Genomic DNA, 19,433 nt, shown 5'->3' with positions numbered 1-19,433 from the left:
CCTCAGTATTCCTCTTCCTCATCGTAAAAGTCCTCATCTTCCTCCTCTTCATAAAAGTCTTCTTCGTTGAAAAGGTCGAATTCCTCTTCTTCCTCTTCTTCAAATTCCTCTTCGTATTCTTCCTCCACTTTCTGCTCAGTACCTGTCTGATGGATGGAAAGAGGCTTTCTTGGATCGAGCATACCATCGAACACCTTTCTCTCTTTGCCGTTGACGATAATGTACCCTTCTGCCTTGGCGGGTTTCCCATAGGAGGTGATCACCATCATGACGAGATCATCATCCACATCGTAACCGGGCTCTGACTCGATCACAAGGGCATCATCGTAGTAGAGGTTGTTGTTCACCTCTTTAGCGCGCTTTTGGATCCTGCTACTGTTGAGAATCTCCTGTGCAGACGCCTCATCGATGTGCACCCTCAAGATGTACCTGAAATCCACGATCTTCACTCCCCTGCGAAAATTTTTTTACGCTCTTCGAATTATACAGTAGGAGTATTAAAAGTCAAGGGGAATGGTTGTTAAACGATTGTCCAGTTTGATACCCTATGCTATAATACCAGAGGAAGCGGGGAGTAGCTCAGACGGCCAGAGCGCCAGAATCGGGATCTGGAGGTCGCGGGTTCAAGTCCCGCCTCCCCGACCAGAAACGGGAGCCTTGCTCCCGTTTTTCTGTTTTTTTCAAAGAGTTTACCTGCCATGTAATTTCCATTCATGATGCGAGTATAGAATCTTCAAAAAGGGCGGGGAGGCGAGCGTGTGTACTACGAGGGCAAGACGAAAATTGTTAAGGTCGTTGAAGGCCACGCCCTCATCGAGTTCAAAGACGATATAACGGCCGGTGATGGACTGAAACACGATGTGATGACCAACAAGGGCTCCATCTGTGCAGAAACGACAGCGATCCTCATGGATTATCTCTCCAAGAAAGGTATCAGAACCCACCTCATCGAGTACGTCCCTCCACGAACCCTCAAAGCCGTTCCCCTCAAAATGTTTCCGCTAGAAGTTGTTGTGAGGCTGAAGAAGGCAGGCTCTTTTGTGAGAAGGTATGGAGGAGTTGAAGGTGAAGACCTGCCGTTTCCTCTTGTGGAATTCTTCATAAAAGACGACGAAAGACACGACCCGATGGTGTGTGTAGATCATCTGGAGATACTGAAAATTGCAACGAAAGATCAGGCAGAAAAGATGAAAGAAACGGCCCGTGAAGGCCACACTCGCCCTGAAGGAGTTCTTCGAGAAAGGTGGCTTTGAACTCTGGGACATAAAGTACGAGTTCGGGCTCGACAAAAACGGTGAAGTCGTTCTGGGGGACGAGATCTCTCCCGATACCTTCAGGCTGAGAAAAAAGGGTGAGATCTTCGATAAAGATGTGTACAGAAGAGACCTTGGTGATCCCATGAAAAAGTACAGGGAGGTGCTTGAACTTTGCCGATCTTTAAGTTTGCAGTAGACGTTCAGTACAGAAGCAACATCAGGGATCCACGTGGAGAGACGATCGAGCGCGTGTTGAGAGAAGAGAAAAACCTGCCCGTGAAGAGGCTGAGGCTGGGAAAATCCATCCACCTGGAAGTGGAGGCAGAAGACAGAGAAAAGGCGTACGAAATCGTGAAGAGAGCCTGCGAAGAACTCCTGGTAAACCCCGTAGTGGAAGAGTATGAGGTGAGGGAGCTGTGAAACCGAAAGCGTGTGTGGTGGTTTACCCGGGATCCAACTGCGACAGAGACGCTCACTATGCCCTCGAGATAAACGGATTCGAACCCAGGTTCGTGGGACTGGATGACAGGCTCGACGATTACGAATTGATCATTCTTCCCGGAGGCTTTTCCTATGGAGACTACCTGCGTCCCGGTGCTGTGGCTGCAAGAGAAAAGATCGCCTCCGAAATCAGGAAAGCGGCAGAAAAAGGAAAACTGATAATGGGAATCTGCAACGGTTTTCAGATCCTCATAGAGATGGGACTTCTCAAGGGGGCGCTTCTTCAAAACTCCTCGGGAAAGTTCATCTGCAAGTGGGTTGATCTCACCGTTGAAGACACGAACTCTCCCTTCACAAACGCCTTCACTCCTGGCGAAAGAATCAGGATTCCAATTGCCCACAGGTTTGGAAGGTACGTGAAGATAGACGAGGTGAACGTGGCTCTGAGATACGTTGAAAACGTGAACGGATCCGATGAGAGAATCGCAGGAATCTTCAACGAAGAGAAAAACATCTTCGGACTCATGCCCCATCCCGAAAGGGCCGTCGAGAACCTCCTCGGTGGCGAAGACGGCAGAAAGGTTTTTCAGTCCATCCTCAACTACTTGAAGAGGTGATGAAGTTGAGATATCTGGACATCCTGAAGAGGGAGCTTGGAAGGGAACCTACCTTCGTCGAGCTTCAGGCGTTCTCTGTCATGTGGAGTGAACACTGCGGATACTCCCACACGAAGAAGTACATAAAAAAGCTTCCAAAAACGGGCTTTGAAGGAAATGCGGGTGTTGTGAATCTCGACGACTACTATTCGATCGCCTTCAAAATAGAGAGCCACAACCACCCGAGTGCGATCGAACCTTACAACGGAGCGGCAACGGGTGTTGGGGGCATCATCAGGGATGTGCTCGCAATGGGTGCACGTCCCACAGCGATCTTCGACTCACTGCATATGGCCCGGATCATAGACGGTATCATCGAGGGAATAGCCGACTACGGAAATTCAATAGGGGTCCCAACGGTCGGAGGAGAACTCAGGATATCACCTCTGTACGAACACAATCCACTCGTCAACGTGCTCGCAGCGGGTGTCGTGAGAAACGATATGCTGGTCGATTCAAAAGCAACCAGACCGGGACAGGTCATCGTCGTTTTCGGTGGGGCAACGGGAAGAGACGGAATACACGGGGCGTCTTTTGCCTCGGAAGACCTCACGGGAGAAAAAGCTACAAAGCTTTCGATACAGGTTGGAGACCCATTCGCTGAAAAGATGCTCATAGAAGCATTTTTAAAGATGGTGGAAGAGGGCCTCGTTGAGGGAGCACAGGACCTTGGAGCAGGTGGTGTGCTGTCTGCCACGTCCGAACTCGTGGCAAAGGGCGGTCTTGGAGCAATTGTACACCTTGACCGTGTACCGCTCAGGGAACCCGATATGGAACCCTGGGAGATCCTCATAAGCGAAAGTCAGGAGAGAATGGCGGTGGTCACCTCCCCTGAAAAGGCAGTTCGCATACTGGAGATTGCAAAAGAACACCTTCTCTTCGGCGGTGTCGTCGCTGAAGTGATCAAAGATCCCATTTACAGGGTACTCTACAAGGATCAGTTAGTGATGGAGGTACCCGTTCAACTTCTTGCGAACGCACCGGAAGAGGAGATCGTAGAGTACAAACCTGGAGAGATCCCAAAGTTCGATACGCTGAAATTCGAGGAAGTGAACGCCAGAGAGGTCTTCGAACAGTACGATCACATGGTGGGAACAGACACCGTTCTTCCTCCAGGATTTGGAGCTGCGGTCATGAGAATAAAGGGAAACAGTGGATACTCCCTCGTCACACACAGCAGGGCAGACCTGGCCATTCAGGACACCTACTGGGGTACCTTCATAGCCGTTCTGGAGAGCGTGAGAAAGACTCTTGCAGTTGGTGCCACTCCCCTTGCCATAACGAACTGTGTGAACTACGGAGATCCCGATGTCGATCCAGCTGGGCTCTCTGCGATGATGACGGCTCTGAAAGATGCCTGTGAATTTTCCGGTGTGCCCGTGGCCTCTGGAAACGCCTCACTCTACAACACGTACAGGGGAAAACCCATACCCCCCACACTAGTTGTGGGAATGCTCGGAAGGGTGGATCCACAGAAGGTGGTAAAACCAGGGCCCTCAAGAGTTTTCGCAGTTGGCTGGCCGGATTTCGAACTGGAAAGGGAGAAAGAACTCTGGAAGGTCATAAAGAAACTCGCAGACGAGGGATCTTTCATCCTTGCCTCATCTCACCTTCTGACGAAAACGCACGTGGAAAGTTTCAAAGAGTTCGGACTGAAGATCGATTTGAAACTTCTAAAGGTAGAACCTGCACATCAGATGATCCTGGTGTTCTCCGAAAAAACTCCCGCTGTGAGTGTTCCTGTGAGGGAGATAGGTACCGTTTCGAGGTGACCTGAAATGTGCGGAATCGCAGGGGTCTGGAACGTGAAAGACGCCTTCTCAGTGCTTCACGATGTCCTCCTTGGTCTTCAACACAGAGGGCAGGAAAGTGCAGGTGTGGTCGTCGACGGTTTCAAAACGATAAAGGGAAAAGGCCTTGTGGACACCGTTCTCACAGAGGACAGATGGGAAGATGCGGAAAAAGGAATAGGACACGTGAGATATTCGACGGCTGGCTCTCTTGAAGACATCCAACCCATCGTTGCTTTCACACGAAAGGGAAGGATCGCGGTTGCCCACAACGGGAATATACCGAACGGAGAAAAATGGATAGATATGCTTCAGGAAAAAGGTGCCGTTTTCCAGAGCACCCTTGATACTGAAATCTTCCTTCATCTCATATCGATGAGTGAGGGTGATATAAAAACTTCCATCGTCAAGGCACTGAAAAAGATTCCTCTTGCGTACTCCCTTTTGATCCTCCACGAAGAATTCCTCGCAGCAGCAAGGGATCCTTACGGCATCCGTCCTCTGTTCTATGGAAGATACGGAGAAGGTGTGGTGGTGGCATCTGAGGATGCTGCGCTGAAGGCCATAGGAGTGGAGGATGTGGAGGAGATCCCTCCTGGAACCGTAGTGTTTTTCACAAACAAAGGTGAAGAAAAAGTGAAATTCAGCAGCAAAGAAAGGAGATTCTGTTCGTTCGAGTTCATCTACTTTGCAAGACCAGACAGTCACTTCCTCGGTCAGAGTGTTCATATTGCACGTTACAGAATGGGTGAAGAACTCTTCAGAGAAAACCCGATAGAGGCCGATGTTGTTGTTCCTGTGCTCGATTCTGGACTCTCCGGAGCCATGGGATTTTCTTCCGCTTCCGGCATTCCTCTGGACATCGGACTGATGAGGAATCGATACGTGGGAAGAAGTTTCATAATGCCCGTGGACAGAGAAAAGATAGTGAAGAAAAAATTGGTTCCAATAGAAGACGTGGTGCGCGGAAAGAGGGTTGTGGTCATAGACGATTCGATCGTCAGGGGAACCACAATGGGAATCATTGTGAAGATACTGAGGGAGGCTGGGGCAAGGGAAGTTCACGTGGGGATCCATTCCCCACCCGTTCGTTTCCCGTGTTACTACGGCATCGATACGGCCCGCAAGAAGGAACTCGTCGCAGGAGAACGGGATGTGGAGGAAGTCAAGAAGATCGTCAACGCAGATTCTCTCTTCTACCTGTCACTCGAAGGTTTGAAGAGAGCCATCGGGAGGAATGAACTGTGTGTGGCGTGCTTCAGCGGGGAGTACTTCCACGACTAGTGGTGCTTGCATCGGGAAACGGAAGCAACTTCGAAGCGATCGTGAAGGCCTCACGGGACGGAGTCCTGAAGGCAGAAGTTCAGGAACTTCTGGTGGACAGAGAGTGCTTTGCCATCGAGAGGGCAAAGAAACTGAAAGTGCGCTGGAAAAAACTGGAAAAACCCTGGCAGAAGTCTTTGAGCGAAAGACTCGAAGAACTCAAGCCAGATCTGATCGTTCTTGCTGGCTTCATGAGGATTCTCCCACCGGAGATAGTGAGGAGATGGCAGTGGAAGATAGTGAACATCCACCCATCGCTTCTTCCTGCCTTTCCTGGAATGCACGCCATAGAGAAGGCCTACGAATACGGTGTGAAGGTCACGGGGATCACCATCCATTTCGTTGACGAGGGTGTGGACACCGGCCCCATCATCTTCCAGAAAGCCCTGGAGATAAAAAAGGACTGGTCACTGGAGAAACTCGAGGAAGAGATACACAGGATAGAGCACCGTTACTACCCGATAGTTATACAGAAGGTCCTCGAAGGAAAGTGGAGAACAGAAGGAAGGAGGGTTATCCTTGAAGAGGATATTGGTTAGTCTGTACGAGAAAGAAAAGTACCTGGACGTGTTGAAGAAACTCCATGAGGAAGGATGGGAGATCTGGGCAAGTTCTGGGACGGCGAAGTTTTTGAAAGAAAACGGCGTAGAGGCAAACGACGTGAGCACCATCACGGGCTTTGAAAACCTCCTCGGCGGGCTGGTGAAAACGCTGCATCCGGAAATATTCGCGGGGATCCTGGGACCAGAGCCAAGGTGGGATGTGGTCTTCGTGGACCTCTATCCACCTCCTGATATCGACATAGGCGGTGTGGCTCTTCTTCGTGCGGCGGCAAAAAACTGGAGGAAGGTAAAACCCGCTTTTGACATGGAAACCCTGAAACTTGCCATCGAAAAGGACGATGAGGAAACAAGGAAGTATCTTGCCGGAATGACCTTCGCGTTCACCAGCGCATACGATTCCGTGAGGGCAAACCAGTTCATCGAAGGAGTGTCCCTTTCCTTCAGAAGAGAGGATCTCAAGTTGAGATACGGTGAAAACCCACACGAAAGGGCTTTCGTGTATGGAAAACCCGCCTTTGAGATTCTCCACGAGGGAAAGACAATATCGTTCAACAACATCCTGGACGCGGAGAATGCATGGTTCGTGGCAAAAAATCTGCCAAAAACGGGGGCAGTCGTTGTGAAACACCAGTCCCCCTGTGGAGCTGCGATCGGTGAAGACAGGGTGGAGGTTGTGAAGAAAGCCATAGAAGCAGACGACGAGTCGAGCTTTGGTGGTATCCTCGCTGTGAACTTCGAGATGGACGACGAGGTGGCATCATCCCTGAAGAAGTACCTCGAGGTGATCGTTGCCCCATCCTTCACGAAAGAGGCCGTCGAGATACTGTCGAAGAAAAAGGTGAGACTTCTCAAACCCGAAGATTACACCCCTACGGCCGGAAAGATGGCCTTCGGTGCCCTCGTTCTGAGTGAAAGAAAATATCCGGATGGAGATTTCGAACTCGTCGTGGGAGAACCCCTTTCTGAGAAGGAACTCGAAGACCTGGATTTCGCTTACAGGGTGGTGGAAGGTGTAAAGTCGAACGCCGTTCTCATAGTCAAGGACGGTGTGACTGTGGGAATAGGAAGCGGGCAGCCTTCCAGGAAGAGAGCCGCCTGGATCGCCACGGTGATGGCAAAAGAGAAAGCAAAAGGAGCAATAGCGGCTTCCGATGCCTTCTTCCCATTCCCCGACTCGCTGGAGATACTCGCTCAGGCTGGGGTGAAGGCCGTTGTCGCGCCCCTCGGATCCATAAGGGACGAAGAAGTTCTCTCAAAGGCCAAAGAACTCGGGCTCACCTTCTACAAAGCCCCCAGCAGGGTCTTCAGACACTGAGAGGTGAGACGTATGAGGGTACACATCCTTGGATCAGGTGGAAGAGAACACGCCATAGGATGGGCATTCTCCCAGCAGGGTTATGAGGTTCACTTTTATCCGGGAAACGCCGGAACAAAAAGAGATGGAACAAACCACCCCTACGAAGGAGAAAAGACGATAAAGGGAATATCAGATGAAGACGTCATCATACCGGGCTCTGAAGAATACCTTGTAGAAGGTGTTGCGAACTGGAAATCGAACGTTTTCGGTCCAATAAAGGAAGTTGCAAGGCTTGAGGGTTCCAAGGTCTTCGCCAAGCGTTTCATGAAAAAGTACGGTATAAGAACCGCTCGCTTCGAAGTGGCAGAAACCCCGGAGGAATTGAAGGAAAAGATAAAGAAATTTTCCCCTCCGTACGTGATAAAGGCAGACGGTCTGGCACGCGGTAAGGGTGTCCTGATCCTTGACTCGGAAGAAGAGGCAATCGAGAAGGGATCAAAACTCATCACGGGAGAGCTCATAAAAGGTGTCAAAGGACCCGTGGTGATCGATGAATACCTGGAGGGAGAAGAACTTTCCGCCATGGCGATCGTCAACGGAAGAGATTTCGTGATACTTCCCTTCGTCAGAGATTACAAGCGGCTGCTGGACAACGACAGAGGACCCAACACGGGTGGTATGGGGTCGTGGGGTCCCGTGAGCGTATCGCAGGAGACGGTCTCGAAGATAGAGGAACTCTTCGATAAGACGCTCTGGGGAGTGGAAAAAGAAGGTTATACCTACCGGGGTTTTCTGTATCTCGGCCTGATGTTGCACGACGGTGATCCCTACATCCTTGAATACAACGTAAGACTGGGAGATCCTGAAACAGAAGTGATCGTGGTTCTGAATCCTGAAGCTTTCGTTAACGCCGTTCTGGAAGGCTACAGAGGTGGTAGAATGGAAGCGATCAGACCAAACGGATTCGCCGTGGACGTGGTTCTGGCATCGAAGGGCTACCCGGACAACCCTGAAAAAGGAAAGGAAATCACACTTCCAGAAGACGGTCTCATCTTCTTTGCTGGAGTTGCGGAGAAAGACGGGAAACTGGTAACAGCAGGTGGAAGGGTGCTTCACTGCATGGGATCTGGTGCAACCAGAGAGGAGGCAAGAAAAAAAGCCTATGAACTCGCTGAAAGGGTACAATTCGAAGGAAAGATGTACAGGAGGGATATCGCCTCGTGAAGTACACTTACCGGGATGCCGGAGTTGACGTCGAAAGAGGAGAGAACTTTTCCAGAAAGATAAAGAGTGTGGTGAAACTGCCAGAGTGGTTGATGAAGGAACCAACGGGGTACGCTGCTGTGCTGAAAATCGCAGAACCTCCGATCGCTGTCACGGCAGACGGCATCGGAACAAAGCTCATCCTCCACAGAAAGTATGGAACCTGGCGCTACGCCGCCGAAGATCTCGTCGGAATGAACTACAACGATCTGGTCTGTGTTGGGGCAAGACCCGTTGCCTTCCTCGACTACCTCGGTGTGGAAAGGATATCCGAAGAACACGAGCAGTTTATAACAGAACTCGTGGACGTTCTTGAAAACGTGGGTGTCAAACTGGTCGGCGGAGAAACCGCGGAGATGCCAGACGTCTACCATGGAGACTGGGACGCCGTGGGATTCGCCGTTGGCGTTCTGGAAAGGAAGATCCCGGTTGATACGATAAAGGAAGGAGACATCATCGTCGGAATTCCCTCTTCCGGTTTTCACTCGAACGGCTGGTCACTCATAAGGAGGATACTGAGAGAAGAGAAGATAGAACCTGAAAGCCTGGATTTCGACCTTCTGAAAGGAACGCGAATATACAGAGAAGTCATCGATGTGTTCGATTGGGTCAAGGGAATCGCACACGTGACCGGTGGTGGTATCATCAGAGCCTTAAAGAGAGTTCTTGGAAACCTCGGGGCACATGTTTCTCTTCCGGGAAGGGATTTCATCGACTGGATCCTGAAGTACGTTGAATTCGAAGAAGCCATCAACACCTTCAACATGGGAATCGGCATGTTTTTGATCGTGGAGAAGGAAAACGTAGAGTACGTTCTCGGCAAAGTGGACGGTGTTGTGGCTGGCAGGGTCGATACCGACTGGAGGATAGAGTACGGAGGTGGGGGGGATAGGTGTGTTTGAGGACATCGTAAGGGGTTTTCAGGAATTGATCAGGGACACGAAACTTGCTGTGGTGAGCGTGCTGGCGCTCGTTCTGGGGTTCGTCGCAGAGGTTCTCTACCTTTTCGCTGGAAAGTACGATTTCCTGGATCTTGACTTCTTCGCCATAAAGCTCTTCGAAGAAACAATACTGGCCGTTCTGATTGGAAGTATCCTCGTACAGCGAAAGAAAGAGAGTTTTCTCAGTCTCCTCGTGTTCAGCGCGTTCTACGGAATGGCGATGGGAATCGGCTTTTCTCTCTTTGTTCTTCCAGCCTTTGTGGTCTTCATGTTTCTGTTCTTCGTACCGCTTCTTTCTGCAAAGACCGATTCTGTTTCAGCCGTTCTGACAGAAAGCTACAGGTTGGTTTTCAGAAAGCAGAAAACGGTAGAAGTGTTCCTTGCAGCAGCAGTCGTGTTCGTCGTGTGGTTCATACCCTTTGCTGGTTCCATCGCATCGAACTTTCTGAGAACGGTGTTTGTCTACGCCCTCTTTCACTCTCTGGAGGGGATGAAAGATGAAACAGCTCAGGGTAACACTGGCTCAGCTCAATCCGACTCTCGGTGATTTTGAGGGAAATTTGAAAAAGGCGATAGAGGCCCTCAAAACAGCGGAAGAAAGGGGCAGTGACCTTCTCATCTTTCCGGAACTCTTCCTGCCCGGATATCCTCCGGAGGATCTCATGCTGAGGCTCTCTTTCCTGAGGGAAAACAGGCGGTACCTTCTGGAACTTGCCTCGCACACGAAAAGCTGTGAAGTGACCGTTCTTGTGGGATTCATCGATAGCGACGAAGACGCGTACAACGCCGCGGCCGTCCTGAAGAGGGGAGAGGTACTTGGAGTCTACAGAAAGATGTTCCTTCCAAACTACGGTGTTTTCGACGAAAGAAGGTACTTCAAGCCAGGAGAAGAACTTCTTGTTTTGAAGATGGGCGACGTCAAGATAGGTGTCACCATCTGTGAAGACATCTGGAATCCGGTAGAGCCGAGTGCATCCCTGTCCCTCGGAGAAGGGGTACATCTCGTGGCGAACCTCTCTGCCTCGCCTTACCACGTGGGAAAACCACGCTTGAGAAAAGAATATCTCTCGATGAAGGCGTACGACTACCACACGGCGATAGCCTACTGCAACATGGTGGGAGGGCAGGATGAACTCGTTTTCGACGGAGGAAGCATCGTCGTCGACGCGTCCGGAGAGGTGATCAGTTACGGAAAACTTTTCGAAGAGGAAATCATCACGGTGGACCTTGATCTCGATGAAAATCTGAGAGTTTCCCTTCTCGACCCAAGAAGAAGGTACATGAGGTCCCAGAACTACCCTGTGAAGATCGTCGATGTGGGAGGACTTCGCAGAAAGTCTTCACACTTCGATCCACTGATCCATCCGATACCGAAGAGAGAAGAGGAGATGTTCAGAGCACTGGTCACAGGTGTGAGGGATTATGTCAGGAAAAACGGATTCGAAAAGGTTGTGATCGGTCTCAGCGGAGGGATGGACTCTTCTCTTGTTGCGGTCATAGCAACGGAAGCCCTGGGAAAAGAGAACGTGAAAGGTGTTCTCATGCCGTCTATGTACACCTCAAAATCGAGCCTTGAGGACGCTCAAAAACTCGCAGAGAACCTCGGAATAGAGACGTTCATCATACCCATCACCGATGTTTTCAGGTCGTACCTCGATGCCCTGAAGGAAGTTTTTGCCGGCAAAGAGCCGGATATAACGGAGGAGAACATCCAGGCAAGAATAAGAGGAAACTACCTGATGGCACTCTCGAACAAGTTCGGCTGGCTCGTTCTCACCACAGGAAACAAGAGTGAGATGGCAACAGGGTACGCCACACTCTACGGAGATATGGCAGGCGGTTTTGCAGTCATAAAGGACGTTTACAAGACGGACGTGTACAGGATAGGGCGATGGTACAACGAGTGGAAGGGAAGGGAAATAATCCCGGAGAACGTCTTCGTGAAGCCCCCTTCCGCCGAACTCAGGCCAGGACAGACGGATCAGGAGAAACTTCCACCTTACGAAATCCTTGACGAGATACTGAAACTTTACATAGAAGAGGGGTTGGATCCTGAAGAGATCGCCCTCAAGGGATTCGACAAGAAGATGGTGGTGGAAGTGACCGAGATGGTACGAAAGAACGAGTACAAAAGAAAGCAGGCCGCCATCGGAACGAAGATCTCAACCAGGGCCTTCGGGAAGGACTGGAGGATGCCCATAACGAACAGGTTCAGAGAACCTCTCTGAGAACCCTCAGGATATCTTCCGGTTTCACCAGTTGTATCGCACCCGCTTCAAGAAGCGCCTGAGCATCGTTCAGAGAGTGAACCACTCCGTAGACTTTCTCTATTCCCGCTCCGAGAGCGGCCTCTACACCGCTCTTTGAGTCTTCAAAAACGATCACCTCTTTCGGATCCACGTTCAGCTTTTCCAGGGTGACCAGATAGATTTCTGGATCTGGTTTTCCCCTCTTCACCTGGTCGCCGAACACCATCACATCGAAGAAATCTTTCAGTTTGAGCTTTTCCAACCTTTCGATTGCCTCTTTCTGCGGAGTGGAAGTTGCAAGGGCGAGTTTCAGGCCCTTTTTCTTCACAAACTCCAGGGCTTTCCTCACTCCCGGGTTTTCCTTCAAAAGTTCGGAAAAGACCCGTCTTTTCTCCTCATGAACCTTTTTTCTGAAGTTTTCCAGAGAGTCATCTATATCAAGAAGTTCCATCAGAATGGGAAGACCTTCCCTCTCCGGAACTCCCATTATCTTTCTATGAATCTCCTCGGTGTAGGGTTTTCCGTAACTTTCAGCGACTCTCCTGTAGGCCTCGAAGTAGAGCGGTTCTGTGTCCATCAAAACTCCATCCATGTCGAAAATCACCGCTTCCATTCGACCGCCTCCTTTCAATTCAAAGATAACATAAACAGTTTAAATCGTCTTTTTGTGGTAGTATTAATTATGAAAACATGACCAGGAGGGTTCCGGATGATAGCAAGGAGAATTTCAGAGATACCCATTTCAAAAACCATGGAACTGGATGCAAAAGCCAAGGCACTGATCAAAAAAGGAGAGGACGTCATAAACCTCACAGCAGGAGAGCCCGACTTTCCCACTCCAGAACCCGTCCTCGAAGCGGCAAAGAGCTTTCTGGAAAAGGGACAGATAAAGTACACGGACCCTCGGGGTATCTACGAACTGAGAGAGGCCATCGCGAAGAAGGTAGGAGAAAGGTACGGAAAGGAAATCTCACCGGATCAGGTGGTTGTGACGAACGGAGCAAAGCAGGCACTCTTCAACACGTTCATGGCACTGCTCGATCCCGGTGACGAAGTGATCGTGTTCTCTCCTGTCTGGGTGAGTTACATTCCACAGATACTTCTTGCTGGTGGCACCGTGAAGGTCGTGGAAACGTTCATGAAGAACGATTTCCATCCCAGTCTTGAAGAGGTAGAAGGGCTTCTTGTTGGAAAAACGAAGGCCGTTCTCATCAACTCGCCGAACAATCCCACCGGTGTCGTCTACAGCAGATCCTTTCTGGAGGGGCTTCTGAGACTTTCTGAGGAGATGCATTTTTACATCGTGAGCGATGAGGTTTACGACTCTCTGGTGTACACAGACAACTACACGTCGATACTGGACATAGCGAAAGACTTCGAACGGGTGGTGTACATAAACGGCTTTTCAAAGTCTCACTCCATGACCGGCTGGAGAGTGGGATATCTGATCTCAAACAGAGAACTGGCTTCGGCTGTTTCAAAGATTCAATCCCACACCACCTCCTGCATCAACACGGTTGCCCAGTATGCCGCTCTCAAAGCGATAGAAGTAGACAACTCCCATATGGTTCAGGTCTTCAAAGAGAGAAGGGACCTCGTGGTGGAACGCTTGAAAAAGATGGGCGTGAAGTTCGTGGAGCCACAGGGAGCGTTCTATCTCTTCTTCAAGGTGCCGGGTGACGATGTGAAATTCTGTGAGAGGCTTCTTGAAGAAAAAAAGGTGGCGCTGGTTCCGGGTTCTTCTTTCCTGAAGCCTGGTTTTGTGAGACTATCCTTTGCCATTTCCACAGAAAGGCTTGCGGAGGCGCTGGACAGAATTGAAGACTTCCTCAATTCTCATTGATTTTCTGAAGAGGAACTGGTACAAGTACCTTCTGGGATTTCTGGCACTGGTGATGGTAGACCTTCTGCAGGTCTACGTTCCGCGTATCGTTGGAAAGATCGTCGACAGTCTGAACACCGAGACCATGAACTTTGCAGAACTGAAGATAATGATCGGCTGGATCATGGCGGCCGCATCCGGAATGTTCCTTGGAAGGTTTCTCTGGAGGTATTTCCTCGGTGGCGCTTCCAGGTATTTCCTCCTTGAGACCATGAACAGGATGTTCTCCAAGATGCTCAGCCTCACTCCCGGTTTCTTCGACAGGATGAGAAGCGGAGAGTTGATGGCAAGATTCACCAACGATCTGAGCCTTCTGAGGAGAGTACTCGGACAGGGGGCCATTCTGCTTTTCGACTCCTTCATCATGGTCCTGATGGTGTTCATTTTCATGATAGGAAACGTCGGATGGAAGCTCGCATGGATCAGTTTCGCCCCTCTCCTTCTTCTCGTTCCAACTTCCATGAGTTTTGGAAGGTTGATACACAGGAGGGTGGCAGACGTCCAGCGTTCGTTTTCGGAACTCTCGGGCTTCACCGAAGAGACGATAAACGGTATTCGAATCGTGAAGAGCTTTTCCTCGGAGGACGTATCGTTCGGGATATTCGAAGAAAAGGCAAACGTCAACTTCAGGGATACCCTCCGGGCGGTAAAGGTTTCCAGTGTGTTTCGTCCTCTCATCACCCTGATTGCCTCTTCCTCGTTCTTTCTTGCGCTTCTCTATGGAGGAAGAGCAGTCATAAACGAGAAGATCACGCTTGGAGATTTCATCGCCTTCAACTCCTACCTGGGAATGTTGATATGGCCCATGATGGCCTACGGCTTCATGGTGGACCTGTTCCAGAGAGGAAGGGCAGCCATGCGTCGCATGGACACGATCTTCACCGCCCAGCCGGAAGTGAAAGAGCCGGAAAGACCAGTTAAAATAGATCACTTCAAAAGTGTGATCATAAGAGATCTGACCTACAGGTACCCCGGAACCGATCGACCCGTCCTGAAGAACATCAACATGAAGGTGAAGAGAGGAGAGATGATCGGCATCGTTGGAAGTGTGGGAAGCGGAAAGACAACGATCGCAAAGCTTCTCATGAAACTGTATCCTGTGGAAAGGGGAAAGATATTCATAAACGGAGTGGATATAAACGACATTTCCTCTGAGGATCTGAGAAGAATCTTCACCCTGGTCCCTCAGGAAACGTTTCTGTTTTCCGACACGATACGAAACAACATAACCGTTGGTATGAAAAACGTGGACGAGAAAGAGATCGAGAGGGTGACGAAACTCGCGGCTGTCTATGAAGACATCATGAGTTTTCCAGAGAAATTCGACACCGTCGTTGGTGAACGCGGAGTGACCCTTTCGGGTGGACAGAGGCAGAGGATCACGATAGCCCGAGCACTGATCAGAGATTTCGAGGTTTACATCTTCGATGACTGTCTCTCCGCCGTGGATCCAGAAACAGAAGAAAAGATAATAAGCTCTATAAGGAACAGCATGAAGGGAAAAACGATCATCGTGATAACGCACAGACTGAAGGTCCTGAAGGATGCCGACAGGATATACGTTCTCGACGATGGTTTCATCAAAGAAGAAGGAAGGCACGAAGAACTTTTGAGCAGAGATGGGATCTACAGCAGAATGTACAGGAAACAGCTCATCGAGGGGGGATGAGATGAAACGAGTTGGTGTTGTAACGGGTATCTTCGAATCCAATCCCTACGAGTTCTTCGTGAGAATGGTATCTGAAGGCGATCATCAGGCTCATGCCCAGATAGAGGACATCGTGAGGGTGGAGTACAGATCGGGCTACGGAGATGTGGTAACCTACGGTGTGGTTGTTGACATACAGAACAGATGGGATGGTGAACTGAGAAACGGTTACGAAGAGGACGTGGCACTCGAAGGACTGAAGCCAGCCTACCCAATATACATCGCACGGGTGAAGGTGACGAGGTCCTTTCTGAAAAAAGATGGGAAACTCTCCGAGACGGCCCCGGAGATTCCTCCTGCCATTGGTTCTCCCGTGTTCCTTGCGGAAGGTGAAGAAATAGACATAGCCCTTGGGTTCGACGAGCTGAAAAGCAAGAACGTGGCGCTCCCCGTGGGCATCCTCAAGAACGGCAAACCTGCCTACCTGGATCTGAGGTACATACTGGGAGACAACGGGGCACACATCAACGTTTCGGGACAGTCCGGTGTGGCTGCGAAGACCTCCTACACCACGTTCCTGGTGAAGTCGATGATGGAAACGTCCAGAAAAACACAGGGAGAACTGATGGAACTTCTGAGGGAAGCAAGGTACATCATCTTCAACGTTAAGGGAGAAAGTTTGATGTTTCTCGATCGCCCTTCAAAGGAATGGGCAGCGGAGAAGGAAAAGTGGGAAGAGATGTACAGGGTGCTCGGAATAGAGCCAAAACCGTTTGAAAACGCGGTCTTTTACGCTCCAAGCAGACAGAAGGGCACCTACGTTCCTGCCGTGAACAAGCGTATGAGTGGAGTGAAGGTTTACGGCTGGGACGTCTTCGACATAGTTGAAATGAATCTTCTGGAACTCATGTTCGATCCGGACGAGATGGCCAAAAACCAGAACTTCCAGCTGGCGGTGTGGTCACTTCAGGAATATCTCACCCAGAGAATGGAAGAGATCTACCAGGAATTCCTGAGGAAGGGCTACATCAAAGACAAACAGAAACTTCCCTCTCAGGCGTTGAGGGAAATCGTTGCCTCTAAAGGAGAGATCGTGGACATTCCCCTTGACCTCGATGATCTGATAACCCAGCTGAAGGAAGGAAAGGCAAGAGAGTACCTGGAAAAAGAAAACGTCCAGCGTCAGACCATCAGCATGCTGATTCGAAGGCTGAAGACCGCCCAGAAGATGGACTTCGACAGACTGTGGATAAAACCTCCTCTGAATCCCATCGGTGGGGTGGAGTACAGGATCAACTGGAACGTGCCCGGAAGGGTGACCGTCGTGGACATCTCAAAACTCAGAACTCGTGCCCAGGCGTTCGTTGTCGGTGCGATCCTTTCCGAAGTGATGAGAGAAAAGGAGACAAACAACGGTTTCACCCAGCCCGTTTTCATCTTCCTCGATGAACTCAACAAGTACGCACCAAGACACGGTGGTGGTGCGCTTGCGAACATCTTCAGAGACGTGGCAGAGCGCGGCAGGTCTTTCAGGGTGATCCTCATTGGAGCAGAACAGACCGCCTCCGAGGTCGACTACAGGGTGATCACACAGGCCGCCACGGTTGTGGTTGGAAGACAAAAAGGAGCAGAACTTCTGAAACCGGAGTACTCGCACCTTGCAGATCACTACAAACGAAAAGCATCTCTTTTGAAGCAGGGTGAAGTGATAGTGGATCAGCCGTTTCTGAACCTGCCTCTCACGGTGAAGTTTCCACTTCCGGCCTGGTGCACAAGAGAGGATGGCTACGTTCTAGAAGGTGAAGACGAAGATGACGAATACATCATCTGAACCAGACGGTGAATTCTGATCCCACAAGCCACTGGGATTTGAATTCCAGCCTGTACCCCATCATGTCGCACAGGTGTTTCACGATGGAAAGTCCAAGGCCCGATCCAGGAGCCATCTTTGGAGCTTCCGATCCCCTGTAGAAACGCTCGAATATCCTTTCCTTCTCTTCCTCTTTTATCCCGATTCCCTGATCCTTCACAGTCATCTTCTTTTCCGATATGGAAACTTCCACCTCCGACTCTGGGTACGAGTATTTCACGGCGTTGGAGAGAAGGTTCTTCAGGATCGTGTAAAAGACGAAGCGATCGGTTTTGATCGACTCCACTTCCGAAGAAAACTTCACTCTGATCTTTCTGGATTCTATTTTCTCGCGAAGATCCTCAACGGATTTCTCGAACACTTCCTTCACATGTACCTGTTCCACTTTGAGTTCGTAGAGGCCCAGCTGTATCATAGTGAGAAGTTTCAGCTGTCTGATGATCGTCTCCATCCTCTCCAGGGAGCGGTCTATCCTGTCGAGTATTTTGAGTTTTTCAGGATCTTTCTCCAGATCCTTCAGAAGAAACAGATTTGCCTTCGAAGCGGAAAGAGGTGTGAAGAGTTCATGGGACACCGCCATAACGAAGTCTAGTTTTGCTTCGTTGAGTTTTTTCTCCTCGGTGAGATCGTTCACAACAAGAAGGCTCTTTCGAGGAAGGAAATGGAAAGAAACGAATCTTTTTGATTGAAGTTCGAAAAAGTAGGCATCGGTTTCCATGGAGAAATCCTTCTTTTCCTGAATACTGCTGACGATTCTGTCCATCTCTTTGCAGGTGAAAACAGATATCAGACTCTTTCCCGTTCTGAAACCATACCTTTCCCCGGATCTGTTCGCCGAAACCACCTTCAACTCGTTCAAAACCACTACCGCCTCTTTGATGGTGTCGAGATCTTCAAGATCGATCACCCTCATCACCCCGGGTTGAGAATTTGTATCCAAGGCCCCTTACGGTCTTTATCCAGTTCTTTCCTATCTTGGAACGAATGGCACTGATGTGAACGTCTACCACCCTGTCGGAGACATAGTCATCCCCCCAGATTCTGTTCAGGATCTCTTCCCTCGAAAAGATCTTGTTAGGAGCGGAGGCAAGAAGTTTCAACAGTTCGAATTCCTTCGCTGTCATTTCAACGTTTCTACCGTCGTATCTCACAACGTAATCTTCGGGAAAGATCTCGAGTTTTCCGAATCTTAACACCTTCTGATCTTTGCCCATTCTTCTCAGAACAGCCTTCACCCGGGCGATCACTTCCCTGGGGTTGAACGGTTTTGTCACGTAATCATCCGCTCCGAGTTCTATTCCAAAGATGCGATCCATGTCTCTGTCCCTTGCAGAAACGATGATGATGGCCATTTCCGGGTGAGACACCTTCATTTCCGGGATCTCTTCCATGGCAACACCGTCTGGAAACATAAGATCCAGAATGAGAACGTTGTAGGCGCCCTCTGAGAGTTTCTTTTTGAGATCAAAGAGTGAACCCGCTTCGTCACATTCGTATCCTTCAGCCTCAAGGTACCTCTTCAAAACACCTCTTATGTCCTCATCGTCCTCAGCTATCAGAACCCTCACTGCCATCCTTTACACCCCGCAAAAATTCCCTCATGTTTTTTCCCGTCTCAATGTATATGACTTCCTCGCAGAGATTGTTCGCATGGTCTCCTATCCTCTCCAGGTCCCGTGCTATGAGGATGTACACCAGGGCAAGTTCAGCCGGTATTCCGTCCTCTTTTATCTTCTCCACGACAAGCCTTCTGATCCTTCTTTCCATCTCATCGATCACGTCGTCGAACTTCCAGAGCCTGTAGGCAGAGTCCACGTCTTCTTCGACAAAGGCCTTGAAAGAGTCCTGAACCACCCTCAGTGTACTTCCGAACATGTCCTTTATTTCCTTCAGCATCTCAAACCGGATCTTCCTTTCGGAGAGAAACAGACATTTCTCAGCGATGTTGCAGGAAAGGTCTCCGATCCTTTCCAGGTCGTTGGAAAACTTCAGGATAGTGATGATGTATCTGAGCTGTTTGAGGATGGGGTTGTACCTTGCTATGATCTGATAGGCCTTTTCCTCTATCTCCCTGTTCAGTTCATCTATCATATCGTCTGAGTCGAGCACTTTTTTTGCGAGGGTCTCGTTCATGGTTTCGAGGCTTTCTATCGCATCGTTCAGAGATTCTGAAACAAGAAAGAGCATCTTTGAAACGTCCGATTTCAGAAGGGTCAGTTCCCTTTCGAAATGAACGTGGTCCACCATCCTTTCG

General features: G+C 49.9%; 18 protein-coding genes, 1 tRNA gene and 1 pseudogene. 15 read left to right on the top strand and 5 right to left on the bottom strand.

Going from position 1 to position 19,433, the window contains the following annotated elements:
- Positions 1 to 2: 2 nt before the first annotated feature.
- Complete coding sequence (locus CTN_RS06665; protein ID WP_038067777.1) at positions 3 to 440, bottom strand: hypothetical protein; 438 nt, start codon at positions 438 to 440, stop codon at positions 3 to 5.
- A 128-nt stretch (positions 441 to 568) separates the two neighbouring features.
- Here CTN_RS06665 and CTN_RS06660 point away from each other — a divergent pair.
- From CTN_RS06660 to CTN_RS06605, 12 genes and pseudogenes are all read left to right on the top strand, one after another.
- Positions 569 to 645: transfer RNA gene (locus CTN_RS06660), tRNA-Pro, on the top strand.
- A 113-nt stretch (positions 646 to 758) separates the two neighbouring features.
- A pseudogene (locus tag CTN_RS06655) lies at positions 759 to 1,452 on the top strand (phosphoribosylaminoimidazolesuccinocarboxamide synthase).
- On the top strand, positions 1,428 to 1,676 hold the full coding sequence (gene purS, locus CTN_RS06650) for a phosphoribosylformylglycinamidine synthase subunit PurS (RefSeq protein WP_015919800.1): 249 nt from the start codon (positions 1,428 to 1,430) through the stop codon (positions 1,674 to 1,676). Before CTN_RS06655 ends, purS begins: the two are co-directional and overlap by 25 nt.
- Complete coding sequence (gene purQ, locus CTN_RS06645; RefSeq protein ID WP_015919799.1) at positions 1,673 to 2,314, top strand: phosphoribosylformylglycinamidine synthase subunit PurQ; 642 nt, start codon at positions 1,673 to 1,675, stop codon at positions 2,312 to 2,314. The genes purS and purQ overlap by 4 nt, the downstream gene beginning before the upstream one ends.
- Complete coding sequence (gene purL / locus CTN_RS06640) at positions 2,314 to 4,125, top strand: phosphoribosylformylglycinamidine synthase subunit PurL (RefSeq protein WP_145971578.1); 1,812 nt, start codon at positions 2,314 to 2,316, stop codon at positions 4,123 to 4,125. The genes purQ and purL overlap by 1 nt, the downstream gene beginning before the upstream one ends.
- 6 nt (positions 4,126 to 4,131) lie before the next feature.
- Complete coding sequence (gene purF, locus CTN_RS06635; protein WP_015919797.1) at positions 4,132 to 5,427, top strand: amidophosphoribosyltransferase; 1,296 nt, start codon at positions 4,132 to 4,134, stop codon at positions 5,425 to 5,427.
- A complete protein-coding gene (gene purN / locus CTN_RS06630; protein ID WP_038067771.1) occupies positions 5,388 to 6,005 on the top strand; it encodes a phosphoribosylglycinamide formyltransferase in 618 nt (205 codons plus the stop codon). The genes purF and purN overlap by 40 nt, the downstream gene beginning before the upstream one ends.
- A complete protein-coding gene (locus CTN_RS06625) occupies positions 5,986 to 7,344 on the top strand; it encodes a bifunctional phosphoribosylaminoimidazolecarboxamide formyltransferase/inosine monophosphate cyclohydrolase (protein WP_015919795.1) in 1,359 nt (452 codons plus the stop codon). Before purN ends, CTN_RS06625 begins: the two co-directional genes overlap by 20 nt.
- A gap of 12 nt (positions 7,345 to 7,356) precedes the next feature.
- Complete coding sequence (gene purD, locus CTN_RS06620; RefSeq protein ID WP_038067768.1) at positions 7,357 to 8,550, top strand: phosphoribosylamine--glycine ligase; 1,194 nt, start codon at positions 7,357 to 7,359, stop codon at positions 8,548 to 8,550.
- Positions 8,547 to 9,491 (top strand): phosphoribosylformylglycinamidine cyclo-ligase, encoded by a 945-nt coding sequence (purM, locus tag CTN_RS06615; RefSeq protein WP_015919793.1) that lies wholly within the window; start codon positions 8,547 to 8,549, stop codon positions 9,489 to 9,491. Before purD ends, purM begins: the two co-directional genes overlap by 4 nt.
- Positions 9,484 to 10,077 carry a hypothetical protein gene (locus CTN_RS06610; protein ID WP_015919792.1) on the top strand — a complete coding sequence of 198 codons (594 nt, stop codon included), beginning with the start codon at positions 9,484 to 9,486 and terminating at the stop codon, positions 10,075 to 10,077. The genes purM and CTN_RS06610 overlap by 8 nt, the downstream gene beginning before the upstream one ends.
- A complete protein-coding gene (locus CTN_RS06605; protein WP_038067766.1) occupies positions 10,028 to 11,758 on the top strand; it encodes an NAD+ synthase in 1,731 nt (576 codons plus the stop codon). The genes CTN_RS06610 and CTN_RS06605 overlap by 50 nt, the downstream gene beginning before the upstream one ends.
- On the opposite strand, the gene CTN_RS06600 is transcribed toward CTN_RS06605, so the two are convergent.
- Positions 11,742 to 12,392, bottom strand: coding sequence for an HAD family hydrolase (locus CTN_RS06600; protein ID WP_038067763.1), 651 nt, complete (start codon positions 12,390 to 12,392; stop codon positions 11,742 to 11,744). The genes CTN_RS06605 and CTN_RS06600 overlap by 17 nt on opposite strands.
- 96 nt (positions 12,393 to 12,488) lie before the next feature.
- On the opposite strand from CTN_RS06600, the gene aspC reads away from it, so the two are divergent.
- The 3 genes from aspC to CTN_RS06585 are packed head-to-tail and all read left to right on the top strand — an operon-like array spanning position 12,489 to position 17,140.
- Complete coding sequence (gene aspC, locus CTN_RS06595) at positions 12,489 to 13,622, top strand: aspartate aminotransferase (RefSeq protein WP_015919789.1); 1,134 nt, start codon at positions 12,489 to 12,491, stop codon at positions 13,620 to 13,622.
- The gene (locus tag CTN_RS06590) at positions 13,597 to 15,330 is read left to right on the top strand and encodes an ABC transporter ATP-binding protein (protein WP_015919788.1); all 1,734 of its coding nucleotides are present in this window, start codon (positions 13,597 to 13,599) and stop codon (positions 15,328 to 15,330) included. Before aspC ends, CTN_RS06590 begins: the two co-directional genes overlap by 26 nt.
- A gap of 1 nt (position 15,331) precedes the next feature.
- A complete protein-coding gene (locus CTN_RS06585) occupies positions 15,332 to 17,140 on the top strand; it encodes an ATP-binding protein (RefSeq protein ID WP_038067760.1) in 1,809 nt (602 codons plus the stop codon).
- Here CTN_RS06585 and CTN_RS06580 read toward each other — a convergent pair.
- From CTN_RS06580 to phoU, 3 genes are read right to left on the bottom strand one after another with little or no spacing between them, the layout of a single operon-like run.
- Positions 17,133 to 18,092 carry a sensor histidine kinase gene (locus CTN_RS06580; RefSeq protein ID WP_015919785.1) on the bottom strand — a complete coding sequence of 320 codons (960 nt, stop codon included), beginning with the start codon at positions 18,090 to 18,092 and terminating at the stop codon, positions 17,133 to 17,135. The genes CTN_RS06585 and CTN_RS06580 overlap by 8 nt on opposite strands.
- Complete coding sequence (locus tag CTN_RS06575; RefSeq protein WP_015919784.1) at positions 18,073 to 18,753, bottom strand: response regulator transcription factor; 681 nt, start codon at positions 18,751 to 18,753, stop codon at positions 18,073 to 18,075. The genes CTN_RS06580 and CTN_RS06575 overlap by 20 nt, the downstream gene beginning before the upstream one ends.
- Positions 18,728 to 19,426, bottom strand: a complete 699-nt coding sequence (gene phoU / locus CTN_RS06570) for a phosphate signaling complex protein PhoU (protein WP_015919783.1) — start codon at positions 19,424 to 19,426, stop codon at positions 18,728 to 18,730. Before phoU ends, CTN_RS06575 begins: the two co-directional genes overlap by 26 nt.
- Positions 19,427 to 19,433 lie beyond the last annotated feature (7 nt).

Origin of the sequence: Thermotoga neapolitana DSM 4359, assembly GCF_000018945.1 — a bacterium.
Classification (GTDB): domain Bacteria; phylum Thermotogota; class Thermotogae; order Thermotogales; family Thermotogaceae; genus Thermotoga; species Thermotoga neapolitana.
The sequence above is the reverse complement of the archived record's forward strand: the minus strand, read 5'-3'. Positions and strand labels throughout refer to the sequence as shown.

Bases quoted from the DNA above. Each gene is read 5' to 3' on its own strand.
- phoU (WP_015919783.1), bottom strand. From the start codon at position 19,426: ATGGTGGACCACGTTCATTTCGAAAGGGAACTGACCCTTCTGAAATCG.
- CTN_RS06605 (WP_038067766.1), top strand. From the start codon at position 10,028: ATGAAACAGCTCAGGGTAACACTGGCTCAGCTCAATCCGACTCTCGGT.
- purF (WP_015919797.1), top strand. From the start codon at position 4,132: ATGTGCGGAATCGCAGGGGTCTGGAACGTGAAAGACGCCTTCTCAGTG.
- CTN_RS06600 (WP_038067763.1), bottom strand. From the start codon at position 12,392: ATGGAAGCGGTGATTTTCGACATGGATGGAGTTTTGATGGACACAGAA.
- purD (WP_038067768.1), top strand. From the start codon at position 7,357: ATGAGGGTACACATCCTTGGATCAGGTGGAAGAGAACACGCCATAGGA.
- CTN_RS06580 (WP_015919785.1), bottom strand. From the start codon at position 18,092: ATGAGGGTGATCGATCTTGAAGATCTCGACACCATCAAAGAGGCGGTA.
- aspC (WP_015919789.1), top strand. From the start codon at position 12,489: ATGATAGCAAGGAGAATTTCAGAGATACCCATTTCAAAAACCATGGAA.
- CTN_RS06575 (WP_015919784.1), bottom strand. From the start codon at position 18,753: ATGGCAGTGAGGGTTCTGATAGCTGAGGACGATGAGGACATAAGAGGT.
- purL (WP_145971578.1), top strand. From the start codon at position 2,314: ATGAAGTTGAGATATCTGGACATCCTGAAGAGGGAGCTTGGAAGGGAA.
- CTN_RS06585 (WP_038067760.1), top strand. From the start codon at position 15,332: ATGAAACGAGTTGGTGTTGTAACGGGTATCTTCGAATCCAATCCCTAC.